At 62.0% G+C, this 16,963-nt stretch carries 14 protein-coding genes; 7 read left to right on the forward strand and 7 right to left on the reverse strand.

Annotated features, from left to right (window positions below):
* The first annotated feature begins 63 nt into the window (after positions 1-63).
* From HK439_RS16315 to HK439_RS16330, 4 genes are all read left to right on the forward strand, one after another.
* The gene (locus HK439_RS16315; protein WP_190292599.1) at positions 64-1,581 is read left to right on the forward strand and encodes a YcjX family protein; all 1,518 of its coding nucleotides are present in this window, start codon (positions 64-66) and stop codon (positions 1,579-1,581) included.
* Positions 1,578-2,630 carry a YcjF family protein gene (locus tag HK439_RS16320; RefSeq protein WP_190292600.1) on the forward strand — a complete coding sequence of 351 codons (1,053 nt, stop codon included), beginning with the start codon at positions 1,578-1,580 and terminating at the stop codon, positions 2,628-2,630. Before HK439_RS16315 ends, HK439_RS16320 begins: the two co-directional genes overlap by 4 nt.
* A gap of 114 nt (positions 2,631-2,744) precedes the next feature.
* Entirely contained in the window at positions 2,745-3,794 is a 1,050-nt protein-coding gene (ppk2, locus tag HK439_RS16325) for a polyphosphate kinase 2 (protein WP_235987965.1), read from the forward strand.
* A gap of 78 nt (positions 3,795-3,872) precedes the next feature.
* Positions 3,873-5,048 carry a vWA domain-containing protein gene (locus HK439_RS16330; protein WP_190292601.1) on the forward strand — a complete coding sequence of 392 codons (1,176 nt, stop codon included), beginning with the start codon at positions 3,873-3,875 and terminating at the stop codon, positions 5,046-5,048.
* Between the two features lie 28 nt (positions 5,049-5,076).
* Here HK439_RS16330 and HK439_RS16335 read toward each other — a convergent pair whose 3' ends face one another.
* The gene (locus tag HK439_RS16335; protein ID WP_190292602.1) at positions 5,077-5,502 is read right to left on the reverse strand and encodes a universal stress protein; all 426 of its coding nucleotides are present in this window, start codon (positions 5,500-5,502) and stop codon (positions 5,077-5,079) included.
* Between the two features lie 67 nt (positions 5,503-5,569).
* Positions 5,570-6,358 (reverse strand): AraC family transcriptional regulator, encoded by a 789-nt coding sequence (locus HK439_RS16340; protein ID WP_190292603.1) that lies wholly within the window; start codon positions 6,356-6,358, stop codon positions 5,570-5,572.
* A gap of 125 nt (positions 6,359-6,483) precedes the next feature.
* On the opposite strand from HK439_RS16340, the gene HK439_RS16345 reads away from it, so the two are divergent.
* Positions 6,484-7,710 carry an MFS transporter gene (locus tag HK439_RS16345; protein ID WP_190292604.1) on the forward strand — a complete coding sequence of 409 codons (1,227 nt, stop codon included), beginning with the start codon at positions 6,484-6,486 and terminating at the stop codon, positions 7,708-7,710.
* Positions 7,711-7,802: 92 nt separating this feature from the next.
* Here the strand turns inward: HK439_RS16345 and HK439_RS16350 are convergent, their stop codons facing one another.
* The 3 genes from HK439_RS16350 to HK439_RS16360 form a co-directional block, all read right to left on the reverse strand.
* Positions 7,803-8,123 (reverse strand): 2Fe-2S iron-sulfur cluster-binding protein, encoded by a 321-nt coding sequence (locus HK439_RS16350; RefSeq protein WP_190292605.1) that lies wholly within the window; start codon positions 8,121-8,123, stop codon positions 7,803-7,805.
* 187 nt (positions 8,124-8,310) lie between these two features.
* On the reverse strand, positions 8,311-8,667 hold the full coding sequence (locus HK439_RS16355) for an Hpt domain-containing protein (RefSeq protein WP_190292606.1): 357 nt from the start codon (positions 8,665-8,667) through the stop codon (positions 8,311-8,313).
* 264 nt (positions 8,668-8,931) lie between these two features.
* Positions 8,932-9,246, reverse strand: a complete 315-nt coding sequence (locus tag HK439_RS16360) for a hypothetical protein (protein ID WP_209011882.1) — start codon at positions 9,244-9,246, stop codon at positions 8,932-8,934.
* A 284-nt stretch (positions 9,247-9,530) separates the two neighbouring features.
* Here HK439_RS16360 and HK439_RS16365 point away from each other — a divergent pair, with 284 nt between their 5' ends.
* Positions 9,531-14,723, forward strand: coding sequence for an antitoxin (locus HK439_RS16365; protein ID WP_190292607.1), 5,193 nt, complete (start codon positions 9,531-9,533; stop codon positions 14,721-14,723).
* Between the two features lie 171 nt (positions 14,724-14,894).
* The gene (locus tag HK439_RS16370) at positions 14,895-15,608 is read left to right on the forward strand and encodes a DUF930 domain-containing protein (RefSeq protein WP_190292608.1); all 714 of its coding nucleotides are present in this window, start codon (positions 14,895-14,897) and stop codon (positions 15,606-15,608) included.
* A gap of 13 nt (positions 15,609-15,621) precedes the next feature.
* On the opposite strand, the gene HK439_RS16375 is transcribed toward HK439_RS16370, so the two are convergent.
* Together HK439_RS16375 and HK439_RS16380 are read right to left on the reverse strand one after the other, a co-directional pair.
* Complete coding sequence (locus HK439_RS16375; RefSeq protein WP_190292609.1) at positions 15,622-16,086, reverse strand: MarR family winged helix-turn-helix transcriptional regulator; 465 nt, start codon at positions 16,084-16,086, stop codon at positions 15,622-15,624.
* 219 nt (positions 16,087-16,305) lie between these two features.
* Positions 16,306-16,911, reverse strand: coding sequence for an ABC-type transport auxiliary lipoprotein family protein (locus tag HK439_RS16380; protein WP_190292610.1), 606 nt, complete (start codon positions 16,909-16,911; stop codon positions 16,306-16,308).
* Positions 16,912-16,963 lie beyond the last annotated feature (52 nt).

The raw sequence follows: 16,963 nt of genomic DNA on the forward strand, positions 1-16,963 counted from the left end.
TTCCGCGTTCGCCCGATTGCGAACCGGAAGGGGCACGCCTACATCTGCGGCGGAGATATTGCATTGACACGACTTCAGTCGCTCACAGAAGAAGCCCGCCTGACGCTGGCCAATCTCGCCGATACGGCCGGCGACCTGGCCGTTCCGAGCCTGCGCCTGGGCGTGACCGGGCTGGCCCGTTCCGGCAAGACCGTCTTCATTACCGCGCTGGTGCACAATCTTCTTCACGGCGGACGGCTGCCCGTCTTCCGGGCTGCCGCCGGAGGGCGCTTGTCCCGGGCGACCCTGCAACCCCAGCCGGACGATGCGGTTCCAAGGTTCGACTACGAAAGCCACGTCGCTGCCCTCGTCAACGAGCGGATCTGGCCGCAGTCGACGCGGCAGGTCTCCGAGCTGCGCCTGACGCTCGAATTCGAGAGTGCCTCTTACTTCTCGCGCAAGTTCGGCCGGGGCAGGCTGCATCTCGACCTGATCGACTATCCCGGAGAATGGCTGCTCGACCTGCCGCTGCTGTCCAAGTCCTATGCGGAGTTCTCCGCCGAGGCCCTGCGTCTGGCGCGCGCTCCGGGCAGATCGGCAATTGCCGCCGGGTGGCTGTCGATGCTTGGCGAAACGGATCCGGACGGACCGGAAAAGGAAACCGATGCGCAGAAACTGTCGGAGGCCTTCAAGCACTATCTCGCCGCCTGCCGGAACGATGCCCATGCCCTGTCCATGCTGCCGCCCGGACGGTTTCTCATGCCCGGCGACCTGGACGGATCGCCGGCGCTGACCTTTGCCCCCCTCGACATCCCGGCCGACGCGCCGCCAGCCCGCAACGGCACCTTCCGCGCCATGATGGAACGGCGGTACGAGGCTTATAAATCCCACGTCGTCCGCCCCTTCTTCCGGGAGCACTTCGCACGCCTCGACCGGCAGATCGTGCTGGTCGATGTTCTTCATGCGCTCAATGCCGGCCCGTCGGCAATGACCGATCTGGAGGTCGCCCTTGGCGAAGTCCTGAAGGCCTTCCGGCCCGGGCGCAGAAGCTGGCTGGCATCCATTTTGAGCCGGCGCATCGACCGGATCCTGTTTGCCGCCACCAAGGCCGATCACCTGCACCGGGAAGACCACGACCGGCTCGAGGCGATCCTGGAACGGCTGGTGGCACGCGGCATCGAACACGCCCGCTTCAAGGGAGCGGAGGTCGAGGTTCTGGCCATGGCTGCGGTTCGCGCAACGCGTGAAGCGACGGTCAAGCACGCGGGCGAGGAACTGCCTGCCATCCTGGGCACCCCCCTGCCCGGCGAAACCGTGGGCGGCGAGAGCTATGACGGCAACACGGAAATTGCCATGTTTCCCGGGGACTTGCCGGAAGATCCTGACTCGGTTTTTGCAGGACCTGAATCAGGCTCTCAGGGCGCTGAAGCACAAGGAAAGCTTCACCCTGATTCAGAACATGAAGATATTGAATCAGCCCTTCAGTATTTGCGCTTCCGGCCACCGAAGCTCGACAGGACGGCCGAGGGCCTGACCTTGTCGCTGCCGCACATCCGCCTCGACCGGGCCCTCGAATTCCTTCTCGGAGACCGTCTCGCGTGACCGACAATTCCTCGACATCCTCCGCTTCCGCGCGCGCAGGGCGCAAGCCCACCGCCTTTCGCCTGGACGACAGGAAAGTCCGGCTGACCGAGGACCCCACAGCCGTGCCGGACAACGATGAAGCGCTGATCGCGGCACTCGAGGAGGAGGCGGAAACCCCGCGCCTGCCGGCAGCCGCCAGTTCGCCGAAATCGGCCTTCAGCTTCGGCAAGTGGATCGCAATCGGGTTCAGCGGCCTGGTCAGCCTGGCTGTCGGCCTTGCGGTCGATGCGCTGATCCGCGACCTATTTTCAAAGACCGAGTGGCTCGGCTGGGTCGGCATCGCGCTCGCCGCCGTTGCAGCACTCGGGCTTCTCGGCTTCATCCTGCGCGAGCTTCTGGGCCTGTTGCGCCTGGGCAAGATCGATCATCTGCGCGAGGCCCTCGCAAAGGCAGCGGAGGAGGATGATGCCCGGGCAGCCGGACGGCACCTGAAAGACCTGATCGCCCTCTACGAGGACCGGCCGGAGACGGCCCGCGGGCGGAAAGAACTGGCCGGCCACATGCGCGAGATCATAGATGGCCGGGACCTGGTCGTGCTCGCCGAGCGCGATCTCCTGAGCCCGCTCGATCTGGAAGCCAGGCGTATCGTCATGAACAGCGCCAAGCGGGTCTCGCTGGTCACGGCCGTCAGCCCGCGCGCCCTGGTCGATCTGCTGGCCGTCCTCATCGAGAACATGCGCACCATCCGCCGGGTGGCAGCGCTTTACGGCGGCCGGCCCGGCACGCTCGGTTTCCTCAGGCTGGCCAGGCATATCGCCACGCACCTGGCCCTGACCGGCGGCATGGCAGCGGGCGACAGCCTTGCCTCACAGGTTCTCGGCCACGGGCTGGCGGCCCGCCTGTCGGCCCGGCTCGGCGAAGGCGTCATCAACGGCCTTTTGACGTCGCGCATCGGCATTGCGGCCATCGCCGTCTGCCGCCCGGCGCCGTTCATCGACACCAAAGGGCCGACGGTATCCGAATTTTTGAGCGAAATTGTCAAAACTACCGAGAAAGAAGACACGTAGATTTATTCGCGACTGAAATATTTTTGTCAGTCGTCATCAATATTGATCCATGTAAATGAATTGGTTTCGTTCTTTTGATAAAGCCTTTCCCGATCAATTTCGGGAGGCACCTACATGGCATCACAGCAACTTGAGGCGAATACCGCAAAGGAAACCGCGACAGCAACCATGGTCGCCAAAGCCGGAGGCAAGCCGGTGAAAGCTGCCCCGATTGCGGAGCTTGCCTCCGAAACGGGTACGCCTGCGGCCGCCCCTGAGAGCGGAGGAACGGCTCGGCACCATCTGGCGGAAATGCGCCATGATCCGGCGGCCATTCGCCATGTTTTCGAAACCGGCGAATATCCCTATGCCACCAAGATGCGCCGCTCTGCCTACGAGAAGCAGAAGGCGAAACTCCAGGCGGAACTCCTGAAGGCGCAGAAGTGGATTCAGGAGACCGGCCAGAGGGTCGTGATCCTGTTCGAGGGCCGGGACGCGGCCGGCAAGGGCGGAACCATCAAGCGGTTCATGGAACACCTCAACCCGCGTGGCGCCAGTGTCGTCGCACTCCAGAAACCGACCGAGCGCGAGCAATACCAGTGGTATTTCCAGCGCTATATCGAGCATCTGCCATCGGCCGGAGAAATGGTGCTGTTCGACCGCTCCTGGTACAACCGGGCGGGCGTCGAACGCGTGATGGGGTTTTGCAAACCCAACGACTACCTGGAATTCATGCGCCAGTGCCCGGAAATCGAGCGCATGCTGGTGCGCGACGGCGTGATGCTGTTCAAGTACTGGTTTTCGGTCACCCGGGAGGAGCAGCGGCGCCGTTTCGGGCAGCGCAAGACCGATCCCCTGAAGCAATGGAAGCTGTCGCCGATCGATGTTGCCTCGCTCGACAAATGGGACGACTACACCGAAGCCAAGGAAGCCATGTTCTTCTACACCGACACGGCCGATGCCCCCTGGACCATCGTGAAGTCGGACGACAAGAAGCGTGCACGCCTCAACTGCATGGAGCATTTCCTGAGCTGCCTGCCCTATCCGGACAAGGACCGCCGGGTGGTCAATGCAGCCGATCCCCTGATCGTCGGCTCCAGCCAGCATGTGATCGATCGGGACACGCATATCCTTGGCAAAACCCTGCATCCGGACATCAAGGGCGGCCGAAACGGCAACGGCTGACGAGCGGACGGGAAACGCGCTTCCGGGACGGAGTGTTGCCACTCGACACTCCGTCTCCGTCCGGCTACCTTCCCGTTCATGTTCATAACCTTCTTCACAGAGCTGAAATCCGCCGGCGTTCCGGTTTCCTTGCGCGAATATCTTTCGCTGATGGAAGCGCTGGAACTGGACCTGGCGGAACGCAAGGTCGAGGATTTCTACTATCTCGCCCGCACGGCCCTGGTGAAGGACGAAAGCAATCTGGACCGCTTCGACCGGGTCTTCGGCCATGTCTTCAAGGGGCTCGATCTTTTAAGCGACGCCCCGGCAGGCGATATTCCGGAAGAGTGGCTGCGAAAACTTGCCGAGAAACATCTCACGGAAGAGGAAAAAGCCCAGATCGAGGCGCTCGGCGGCTTTGAAAAGCTGATGGAAACCCTGCGCGAGCGGCTGAAGGAGCAGGAAAAGCGCCACCAGGGCGGCAGCAAGTGGATAGGCACCGCCGGCACGTCCCCCTTCGGCGCCTATGGCTACAATCCGGAAGGCGTGCGCATCGGCCAGAAGGAAAGCCGCCACCGGCGCGCGGTCAAGGTCTGGGACAAGCGCGAGTTCAAGGATCTGGACGACACGCTGGCGCTCGGCACCCGCAACATTCAGGTCGCGCTCAAGCGCCTGCGCAATTTCGCCCGCACCGGTGCGGCCGAGGAGCTGGATCTCGACAACACCATCCGCTCCACCGCCCACAAGGGCCTCCTGGACGTGAAGATGCGCCCCGAACGGCGCAACGCGGTCAAGGTGCTCCTGTTCTTCGACATCGGCGGATCGATGGACGATCACATCCGGGTCTGCGAGGAACTGTTCTCCGCCGCCCGGACCGAATTCAAGGTCATGGAGCATTTCTACTTCCACAACTGCCTTTACGAATATGTGTGGAAGGAGAACAAGCGGCGCCATGCCGAGCGCATCGACACCATGGATGTGCTCCACAAGTACCCGTCGGACTACAAGGTGATCTTCGTCGGCGATGCGTCCATGAGCCCCTACGAGATCGCCTATGCCGGCGGCTCGGTGGAGCACTGGAACGAGGAACCGGGCAGCGAGTGGATCAAGCGGGTCACCGATCTTTACAAGAGCGCTGTCTGGCTCAATCCCGTGCGCGAGGAGCACTGGGGCTACACCCATTCCATCAAGATGCTGCACGAACTGATGGAAGGCCGGATGTATCCGCTGACCGTGGAAGGCCTGACCGAGGCCATGAAGGAACTGGCGCGTTAGAAGCGCGCCAGCTTAAAGCCTCAGCGCCTCAATCCCGCAGCACCATCACCGAGCACGGAGCATGGCGCACGATATGTGCGGCATTGGAGCCGATGAAGTAGGTCGCAAAGCCCGGCTTGTGCGAATGCAGCAGCACAAGGTCGCAGCCGCTGTCGGCCGCCGCCTCGATCACCTCGTGGTAAACCGTGCCGACCCGGATCTCCGAGGTGACGACATCTTTCGATACGCCCAGCTTCTGGACGACGCCGTCAAGAATCGCCTGAGTCTCGGCAACTTCCTTCGCCTGAAAGTCTTCCGGCAACTGGCTTGCCACGAAGCTCTGCACTTCCGGACAAACGGCGAGCAGATGGATCTTGGCGCCGTAGTCCTTGGCGAACTGTTGCGCCTTGGCCAATGCGTCATCGGCAAATCCGGTTTCGGCCGGATCGATCGGCAGGAGTATTTTCTTGAACATATTCCACCCCAAGTTTCTGAATGCGCTGATCTTCGGATTTTTGCCCATGGTCGCGCCATGAGCCAGATCAATCTTGCAGCTTGCCGGAAAAATAACGTCCCGGCGTGACCCCGAAGGCTTTTCTGAAGGTCGAAACGAAGGCGCTCGGTCCCTCGTAACCCAGCTTGTGGGAAACATCGGAAACCGGCCGTCCCGCCGATAAAAGCTCCAGCGCGCGGAACAGTTTCACCTGACGGCACCAGGTCCGGTAATTCATATTCGTTTCGTCCCGGATCCTGCGCTCGAAGGACCGCACCGACATGGCACAGGCCGCAGCGGCCGCCGGAAGGGCGGGAACATCGGCCGGACAGCGCACGATCCGCTCGCACAGGGCGCGCAGTTTTGGGTCCTGTGGCATGGGCAGCTGCAGCGGAGACGCCGGCAGCATCTGGAGCTGATCCAGGATCACCTCGCCGATCCGGGCTGCGGGCCCGTCCGCCGTTTCCTGGCGCGGATAGGACATGAACTCAAGGATCAGTTCCCTGAGCAATCTGGTGACCTGCAGAACCTGCGGCTCCTGCGGCAGATCCCGTGCCACGTTATCCTGGATGTAGAGATAACGGATCTCGGTGTCGGACAGATAATGGGTTTCATGGGGCAGCCTCGACGGCAGCCAGACGGCCCGTTCCGGCGGAGCGAAAAAGGTGCCGCAGTCGGTCCGGATCGCCAGCGATCCCTTGACCACATGAAACAGCTGCGCGGTTTCGTGGGAATGCCATTCGGTCACCGAACCGCGCGGCTGGGAGGATGCCAGCCCGATGATCTTTGCAGGGATCCGTTCCGTCGGAAACTGGGAAAGGTCTGGATGGATCGGCACGACGACCTCAACAATCTGATATTTGGCGAGTTAGCGACATATGATGACAAAACAGCGCTAACACGCAAGAGCGGACTTCCGTAAAACGGCAGCAGACCTGACGTAATATCCTTGAGTCCGACAAGATGAGTTATTTCACCCGCAGCGCCGCCCCCTCCTCCCTCACCGGGTGGCGCTCCCCGGCCGTTCTTTTGATGATCATGGCCGGCGCCATGCAGCTGTCCTTTGCCGGCTGGTGGAACCTGATGAACAATTTCGCGGTTCAGGAACTCGCCTTCACCGGCCGGGAAATCGGCATCCAGCAGTCGATCCGGGAAATTCCCGGCTTCCTGAGCTTCGCCGCGATCTTCCTTCTCATCATCATGCGCGAGCAGACGCTCGCCTATATCTCGCTGGCATTGCTGGGCATCGGCGTCGCGGCCACCGGCTATTTTCCGACCGAGATCGGGTTCTATGCGACCACGCTGATCATGTCGCTCGGCTTCCATTACTACGAGACGATGGCCCAGTCCCTGTCCCTGCAATGGCTGCCCAAGGCGACCGCGGCGGCCAGCATGGGCAAGATCATCGCGGTCGGCGCCTTTGCCCAGCTTGTGGCCTACGGGTTGATCTTCATCGGATGGAAAATGTTCGACCTGTCGTTCACCACGGTCTTTCTGGTGTCGGGTTGCCTGACGCTTGCCGTCCTCGTTTTCCTGCTTGCCGCCTATCCGAAATTCAGGGAAGGCGTGCCCCAGCGCAAGAAACTCGTCCTGCGCAAGCGGTACTGGCTGTTTTATGCGCTGACCTTCATGGCCGGCGCCCGCCGGCAGATCTTCACCGTCTTTGCCGGCTTCCTCATGGTCGAACGTTTCGGCTATGACGTTCATGAGGTCGCCGGCCTGTTCCTGCTCAACGGCCTGTTCAACATGGCGCTGGCGCCCAAGATCGGGCACCTGATCGTCCGCTTCGGCGAACGCAAGGCGTTGATGCTGGAATACATCGGCCTGATCGCCGTGTTCCTGGGCTATGCCTTTGTCACCAATGAAAATGTCGCCGCCGGCCTCTACGTGGTCGACCATGCCTTCTTTGCCATTGCGATCGCGATCAAGACCTATTTCCAGAAGATCGCCGATCCCGGTGACATCGCCCCGACCTCGGGCGTGGCCTTCACCATCAACCATATCGCCGCGGTGTTCATTCCGGTCGTCTTCGGTTTCATCTGGCTCTATTCGCCTGCCGCCGTGTTCGTGGCGGGGGCCGCCATGGCCGGAGCCAGCCTGATCCTTGCCAGCATCATCCCGAATAACCCGTCAGCGGGGAACGAGGTCACCTTCTGGTTCCGCCAGCCTGCACCCCAGGCCGCCGAATAGAAGCAGTCGCCATAAATGCAATCACCGGACACAAAAAAGCCCGCCGAAGTTCGGCGGGCTTTTTTTGTTTCAGCGTCTCGGGCGCATTCGGTTCAGGCCTGACGCTCCGGAACATGAACGACCAGGCCGTCCAAGTCGGCTGTCACCTTGATCTGGCAGGACAGACGCGAACTCGGCTTCACGTCATAGGCAAAGTCCAGCATGTCTTCTTCCATGGGTTCCGGCTTACCGACCTTGTCCGTCCAGGCATCGTCCACATAGACATGACAGGTTGCGCAGGCGCAGGCGCCGCCGCATTCGGCCTCGATACCCTGCACCATGTTCTTGATGGCGTTTTCCATGACGGTCGAGCCTTCGGCAGCATCAACCTCGGTCTGTGCGCCATCGGCGGTAATATAAGTGATTTTCGGCATGATCCGCGTCTGATCGGGTAATTACGGGAGGGGTTAGAAGATAACTCAGACCCGACATAAACGGTCTCAGGCAAACGTCAAGGTTTCTGATCGCCGAAACCGCACAAATACCGGCCTCAGGCCGCCTAAAACGACGCCTTCGCAGCCTGCATCCGGCAAACCGGCTTCCCGTCTTAGGGTCAGGACCCTAGTCTCTCAGAAGGTCGGTGATATAGGCGTTTGCCTCGTCCACCGCCTGGAACAGCGCCGAAAAATCCCGGGTCCCGTCCGCATCCGGACGGTGCTCAAGTTCTTCGCACCGGTTCGCAACGGCATCGGCTCCCACGGCACGGGCGGACCCTTTCAGCGTGTGCACCAGATCATGCAGGACACCGGCGTCCTCTTCCTGCGAAAGCCGCTTCAACGCCGCGGAGCTTTGCGTCACGAAAAGGCGGAGAACCTGGATTTCCAGGTCCCGGTTTCCCAGGGTATTGGCGGCAAGACGGACGAGATCGATCGGAGCCTGGAAGTGAAGCCGGCTTTGCAGCCGGGATGAGGAAGTCATGGCCATTGAGTTGCCCTCGCATAAAGCGTTCGTTCCAGCTGCCCTCCTCCCAGGGACGACCGGTTCTTACGGAATCATGATGACCTCTGATGGCCGAACAACTCGTTAAGACGGTGGCGAATGGGTGGCCTTGTGGCGACATCCCCAAAAAACTGAAAAAATGGTTAACGCATATTTAGACGGCGTTTGGCGCTCTGCCGTCAAAAGTCCTGCGCCGGTGCGGCTTTTACCTTCCGAAGCGGCATTTGCGGTCGCGCTGCGGCGTTAACTCTTTTTCGATTTTCCGGTTGCACCGAGCGCCGCAGCACCTCTCTCGGTCAGCTTGCAGACAAGCCAGTCAGGCTTGATTGGGTTGGAAAACCAAGGCTCTGCCCACCCTGCAGCAATACAGGCGCGAATTGTCCGCGCCGGAACCTCGCGTCCGGCATCATCGAAAAGAGGCAGCTTTCCGCCCGGCTGATTCAGCCCCTTCGACAACCAGCGCTTTTGCGCGGAAGTCGGCGCAACCGTTTTCGAACGCGCTTCCGCAGCCCCTTTTTCAGCTTTCGCAGGACGTTCTCCAGAGCTCTTAATCGACATTCTCAGCCGTTCCTAGGTCATTAACAGCATTGCTGTTTCTTGTTCATTAGGAGAGAGTGTGCCATTAGGTAAAGCGATGCGGCAAGGTGGGGAAAAGTCTGCGCAGCATAAATTGTTGCCAGACGGTCTGCGGCGGCCCCCCAACGAGCCAGGCCACGGGAGCATCGATCGAGGAAAGCGCCTGTCGCTTCCCCTTTCGTTTCCGGGGTTAAAGCGTTCGGTAGACCACTCGGCCGGCCGAGATTACCGAAATGTACTGAGTACGGACGTGAGGCGATCCAAATATGGCAAATCCCCCGAAGGTTAAAGACCCGGCGGAAGCAGCTCTGTCTGCCGTCGAAGAGGCCCTTAAGCTCGATTTTGGCGGACCGGAATTTTCTGACGAGGCGACGGCCGAGTCGGCCAGCGCATCGGTAAGCGATGACGCATCAGCCCGCTCCGGACCCGAAGCTCCCGAGGGACAGGATGCCAAGAGTTCCCGCGAAGAGGCGCGTGCGTCGCGCAGGCGCGGCGGCCGCGGCAATCGCCCGCCCGCAGCCAACGATGACCGCCGCAACATCGGCAACCTGATTTTCGCGCTTCAGCGCCGCCCCTCCTCGACACCGTTCTGGGGTGCGCTGGCGCTCAGCCTCCTGTGGATCGGCGTCGGCAGCAGCCTGTTTGCCTCGTCCTTCGGCGACCAGCTTTCCGCCGTCACCGACTTCGGCTCCCTTGCGAATTCGCCCGCACTGATTCTTGCCGGCATCGGCATCGTCGTACCGGTCATCTTCTTCTTCGTCATGGCCATGATGATCTGGCGCGCTCAGGAAATGCGCATCGTCGCCCGCGGCATGACCGAAGTCGCCCTGCGCCTTGCCGAGCCGGAAAGCATGGCCAAGGAATCCATTCTGAGCGTGGGCCAGGCGATCCGCCGCGAGGTTTCGGCCATGGGCGACGGGATCGAGCGCGCCATCGCCCGAGCCAGCGAGCTGGAGGTTCTCGTCCATAACGAGGTCTCCTCGCTGGAACGCTCCTATAACGAGAACGAACTGAAGATCCGCTCGCTGATCGAGGAGCTGGTCAGCCAGCGTGAATCCATTGCGATCAATGCCGAGCGTGTCCGCGAAACCATTTCCGGTGCGCACGAAAGCTTCGCCGCCCAGCTCTCTTCCACGTCCGAACAGTTCGGCACCACCGTCGATTCAGCGACCGAGCGCATGGTCGAGGCCCTGTCCCTTCGTGCAGATGACTATGTCACGCAACTGAGCGCGACGGGCAATGACATGGTCGAAACACTGTCGACCCGTGCCGAAGATTATGTCACCCAGCTCAGCTCCACCGGGAACGATCTCGTCGAAAACCTGTCGGCGACCGGTACCCAGCTGTGGGAGACGCTGACCACGCGCGGCACCGACATCAACCAGCAATTCGCCGAAACCGCAGCGAACTTCGTGGAAACCCTCACCGCGAAGGGCACCGACATCAACGACACCCTGGCGACCTCCAGCAACCTGGTTGTCCAGACGTTGAGCGAGAAGGCGGAAGAATTCCGCACGTCGATGGAAAGCACCGGCGCGACCGTCGGCGAGGCGATCACGCTGCGCGGCGAGGAAATCAACGCCAACCTCTCTCTCACGAGCGGCCGCCTGATCGACACGATCACGTCGCGCACCGAAGAGCTGATCAACACCGTCGATTCCCGGGTTACCAGCCTGGATACGTCGCTTGCCGAAACCGGCGACCGCGTCGTGGAAAGCATTTCCGAACGCGGTCAGGAAGTCACCAACACGATTTCCGTCAAGGGCGCGGAAATCGTCGACACCCTGTCCGACCGCAGCACCGAGGTTGCCGAGATCCTGCGCGGCACAGGCGAATCGATCGTTGTCGACCTGTCCCTGCGCGGCGGCGAAATCGCAGCCAAGCTCGACGAGACCGCAGGCTCGCTCACCGAGACGATCACCGTACGCGGCGGCGAACTGGCGGAAAAGCTCGACGGCATTTCCGACCGCATCTACACCGCAATTTCCGTCAACGGCGTCGAACTGGACGAACGTCTGTCGGAGCGCGGCCGGGAAATCGCGGCGACCATGGAACAGCAGAGCGTTCTGTTCCGCGAAGCGATGAACTCGGTCACCACCGAAATCTCCGCCTCCCTCGGTTACGAAACCTCCGCCATCACCCAGAAGCTGGCCGACACGGGTACTCAGCTTGCGGAACTCGTCGCAAGCCGCGGCGAGCGTGTCACCGCTGAGTTTGCCGAAGTGGGCAACAACATCACCCAGACCATCGAGGTGCAGGGCCTTCAGCTGCAGGAAGGCCTGTCGGGCCGCCTGAACGAACTGGAAAGCCTGGTCACCGAACGCGGCGGACAGCTGGTCGATGCTTTCGACGCCAAGACCCAGGTCCTGACCGAAGCGCTCGAAACCCGCCTGACGAGCCTGGATGCGTCTCTCGACAGCCGCATCAACACGATCGATCTGACGCTCGACCAGCGGACCAGTTCCTTCGAAGCGGCCCTCGATACGCGTATCGGCAGCCTGGACGCTTCTCTCGACAGCCGCATCAACACGATCGACCTGACCCTCGATCAGCGCACGGCCTCCTTCGAGGCCGCCCTGGAAACGCGGACCGCGCTTCTATCCGATGCAATCGATCAGCGCACGGCCAGCATCAGCGACACGCTGGAAGACAAGACCCGCAACATCACCGACGTCCTTGCCGACCGCTCCGATGCGATCACGCTTCAGCTTGGTCAGCGGGTTGAAGCCGCCGGCAATACCCTGGCCGAACGGGCAGAGGAAATCGGTCGCATTCTGACCGAACATGTCGACGTGGCAACCGGCGCGATTTCCGAAAAGGCGGAACATCTTGCCGTCACCATGACCTCCGGCACGGAACGGATCGACGAAACCCTCGACAACCGGGCCCGCCAGATCAGCGAAACCCTGATCAGCCGGACCAAGGAAATCGCCAAGGCCTTCGTCGACGGCCAGGACGAAATGACGAGCGCGCTCGACAATCGCCTTGCCGAAGCCGGATCCGTGCTTGCCCGCCAGAGCGAAGAACTGACCGAGTCCCTGTCCGAGCGCATTGCCGAAATCAATGTCTCCCTCGGCGCCAAGGTGTTCGAGGTCGCCGAGACCCTGGACACCCGTGCCGGCCAGCTCGAAACGGTGCTCAACGAGCGCCTTGAAAGCATTTCCGGCGCCCTGAGCACGGAAACCGAGAAAGCACGCGACCTGCTGACCAAGGTCATTTCGGAGGCCGGCAGCACGCTGTCTTCCGAAAGCACCCGGATGCACGACATCATCGAGGAAGCCGTCAACGGCGCTTCGGAGAAGATGTCCGGCGAAGGCGAAAAGGTCCGCGGCCTGCTGCTGTCGGCCGTCGGCGACGCCGCGCGCACACTGACTGCCGAAAGCGAAAAGGCCCGCGCACTTTATGCAGGCACGATTGCGGAATTCACCGGTTCGCTCACCGGCGAAAGCGAGAAGGTCCGCGGCGATCTGTCCCGCACCATTGCCGAAATCTCCGGCAACCTGGCGGCGGAAAGCGAGCAGGCGCGTCTCACCCTGAACAAGACCCTGGAAGACATCCGCGGCCGCATGACCGGGGAGGCCGACACGGTTCGCGCCCGGGTCCACACCGCGGTCAACGAAGCGGCCGAGCTTCTGGTCCAGCGCGGCAATGCGGTTGCCGCCGAAATGCTCGAAAAGGCCTCGACCCTCAACCAGGCCTTCGGTGAGCGGTCCGGCGAGTTCTCCAAGCTGATCGGTACCGACGGCAACGCCCTCATCTCGGCAATCGAGGCCCGGGCGACCGACCTGACCGGCCGCATCGGCGAGATCCACAGCGCGATCCTGGACGCAATCAACGTCAAGGGCCGCGAAGTGGCCGACACCTTCGCCCAGAACGGCCTGAACGCCACCCGCTCCCTCGTGGATGCGGGCGAGCGGATCGTCGCCAGCATCGACGAAAAGAGCAGTCAGGCGACCAAGTCCCTGCTCGACACCAAGCAGCAGCTTGAAGCCGATGTGACGGAAATCCTCTCCAAGCTGGAGGACACCAACACCAACCTCCAGACGGTCATCACCTCTGCCGGAACCAACCTCAACGACGTCGAGGTCAGCCTCGGCCGGCGTGTGAACGAGTTCCGGGTCGCCGTGGATCGGGCCGTGACCGACACCACCAGCACGACCGGCCTGATCGGCGAACAGGTGGATGCGCTGCGCGATGTGGTCATGACCACGCTCGCCGACATCCGCAACCTGACCGACAAGTTCGGCAGCCAGACGGAAGAACTGACCTCCGCGGCCCGCTATCTGGAAGACACCAACCGCTCCGTCGAGGGCCGTGTCTCCGAACGCAAGACCGCCATCGAGGAGGTCGCCGATACGCTGCTGGCCAAGACGGAAGCCGTCGACAAGCTCATGCGCTCCTTCACCGAGACCCTGTCGCAGACGCTGGAAACGGCGGACGACAAGGCCCGTGAAGCGGCCGGCATGCTCGGCGCGGCTGCAGAAGCCGCCACCAAGCAGGTCACCGAGCAGTTCGAATCCATGCGCCTCACGGCCGGGATGGAAGGCCAGAAGGCCCGCGACGCGATCCGCTCCGCACAGGATGACATCATGTCGGAAATGTCGCGCACGGTGTCCGATGCGTCCGAACGCTTCAACGAGGCCGCGATGCGCATGCGCGACACGGCCCGCGACGTCCACCGCGAACTCGAAGCCACACGCAACGAGCTCAAGCAGGGCGTCCTGAACCTGCCGGACGAAGCGGAAGAATCCACCGCCGCATTGCGCAAGGTCGTCAATGAGCAGATCCGGGCGCTGACGGAACTGTCCGATATCGTCGCAAGACAGTCCAATGCGCTCGACATCTCGCGGCCGCAGGAACGGGTAGCGACAGCCTCAGCCGCAACGCCTGCACCGCAGGCACCGGCTCCCGCCTTCCCGGCCCCCGGTCGGGCACAGGCACCGAGCCAGCCGGCTCCGCGGGCATCCGCGCCTTCTCGCCCGAGCGAGGCGCCGCGCCGGCCGTCACCGGCCAGCGAACCGCAAAGCGCCGGCAAGGGCTGGGTCTCCGACCTGCTGCGTCGTGCCTCGCGCGATGAAGAGAATGCGGCCCCTGACCAGGAACGGGCATCCCTGAACACGGTGGAAAGCCTGAATTCGCTGTCCGTCGACATCGCCCGGGCCATCGATCACGAAACCTTCGTCGACCTGTGGGACCGCTACAAGCGGGGCGAGCGGCATGTCTTTACCCGCCGTCTCTATACCTTGCAGGGTCAGCAGACCTTCGACGAAATCAGCCAGAAATATTCCCGCGATCCGGAATTCCGTACCGCCGTGGAACGTTATGTGGCCGATTTCGAGCAGCTGCTCGCCCAGGTTTCGCGCAACGACCGGGACAACATGCTGGGCCAGACCTATCTGACGTCGGATACCGGCAAGGTCTACACCATGCTGGCCCATGCCAGCGGACGCCTCGACTGAGGCGGGAAAATTCCCCGATCCTGAAAAGGCGGCCGTCTGGCCGCCTTTTTTATGCCCGGATCGCCCGCTCATTCTGTTGTCCGGGCACTTCAATCATTTTCAGGGAAACGCGCGCAGCCTGTCTCCCGACATCCCGAATTTATTCGTGCGTGAGGACAGGTCGCTCCAGGCATGTGGACTCCGGCGCTCTTCGATGAAGACAGGACGATCTGGCTCTGGGCCGGCCTCGCCCTGTTCCTTCATCTTCTTCTTGGAACAGTCCTCGGCCTGAATCCGCTGAAACCACTCCCCCGGCCTCAGGCCATCAAGGGGATCGCCGTCGAGATCGTCACGTCTGCGCCTGTCGCTTCGCCCTCCGATATCCAACCCGCTCCCGAAGAAGCAGCGCCGCCGGTGCGCACAGATACCGCGGCCCCCGTTCCGCAACCTTCACAAGCACCGGAACCGCCAGATACTCAAACCGCTCACCTCGAAGCTCCGGACAGGATGATCCGTGCCACGCAGCTTTATTCCGCCGCGATCCTGAACAATCCGAAAAGCCGGAAAGCGAAGGCGCGCCTGCGCCAGCTGGTGAGCGAGGACCGGATCATTCAGCTGTGTAATCTGGAAGCCCTGGAGCAGGTCCACCGCTGGAAATCGAGCCTCACGCCGAATTTCCTGATTGCCTACGCCAGATCGGACGTGCAACTGACCGGCCGCCAGACGATCGAGGCCGATGGCGGCGCCTTTCATGACCGCGACAGCTGGTATGAAATCCGCTTCAGGTGCGAGACCAGCCCGGACCTGGCCTCGGTCGTTGCGTTCGAATTTGCGGTCGGACGCAAAATACCGCAGAGAAAATGGAAGGAATATAACCTCCCTGACCGCGTGGAGAGCGTCGACTGACCGTCTGGAGCCGCTAAGGCTTCTGCAGGTTCTGCCGCACCTTGGCCATGGTCGCGACGAAGGCGGAAATTTCCTCCTCGCTCACGCCGTCGAACATGCGCGCCTCCGCGGCCAGCATCTTGGGCACCAGGTCGAAATAGATGGACCGGCCCTTCTCCGACAGGCTCAGCAGGGAACTGCGACCGTCTTCGGTGTTGTTGGTCTTTTCCAGAAGACCGCGTTCGTACATTTTCTTTACCGCCCGGCTGACGGACACCTTGTCCATGCTGGAGCGTTCGACAATTTCCGTCGCCGGCATTCTGCCGGTGGCGCCGAGGATCGCCATGGACCGCCATTCCGACGGCGTCAGCCGATGGTCGCGGATGTAGATTTCCGACAGCGTACTCGTTACGTCGGTGTAGAACACACGAATCCGATACGGCAGAAACGCCTGAAGATCGAACCGGACCTCGTCTGAAACCGATACCTGTCCGTTCATGTCCGCCTTTGCCCCAATGGATGCACTCCCTCCTGCTCCAGGTCTTGCCGCCGGCCGGATCCGCGAAAGCGCAGGTCTTTGCGCCTGGCGGGCGCCTGTTAGTTGCATTTGGAACTAAGTGTCGCTTGAGGAAATCTTTTAGGCAACAAAAGAATGCATGGATTGCCGGTCTTTGGGCAAAAATCTGCCCTTAGGTCCGTTTCGCCTTCGGCATTCCGCTCAGACCCGTGCGAGGATCCACTGAGCCATTTCGGAGAAAACCCGGTCGGCGGCGCTGTTCATTGCGGCAACCGCCTGATCGACGGACGTCCCGCCGGAGGCGACTTCGGCGCGAAAGACCCTGTTGGCGATGGTGCGGCCATTGCGGTCATTGACCAGCTTGGCGGCGATCACGACCACCCCCCGGTCGGTTCCGTCGATATGGAACTCGAAGGCCCGGAGATCGGTCTGCAGCTGATAGTCGATCAGCAGCCCCTCGCCCGGGAAGCCGACGCCGCGCAGGCGATTGGTGTTTTCCAGGGTCTGGACGATCTTGGACTGAACCACGCTGGGCAGGGAGTCTGCCCAGGCGACTTTCGGGAAGTAGCTGTAGACCGGCCTCTTGTCGACCACGGCGATATACTCGGTATCCAGCGCCTTGAGCGCGCGCGGCCGCGGCACCAGTACCTGCTTGCTCTTCTGCCGCTGCCCGCTTGCCGGGACGTTGGCGGCTTCGATGCCGTAAAGCGCCGTAGGGCCCGAGCTGGCACAACCGGCAAGCGTCAGACCGGCCCCGCAAACGCCAAGGAACCGCCTTCGGCTGATATGTGCCGACCCGCTACTCATGCCCTCAATCGCCCCCAATACGCCATTCAGCAGCCCCGTATGTGTTTCCGGT

It is taken from the genome of Roseibium aggregatum (assembly GCF_014692675.1).
Classification (GTDB): domain Bacteria; phylum Pseudomonadota; class Alphaproteobacteria; order Rhizobiales; family Stappiaceae; genus Roseibium; species Roseibium aggregatum_C.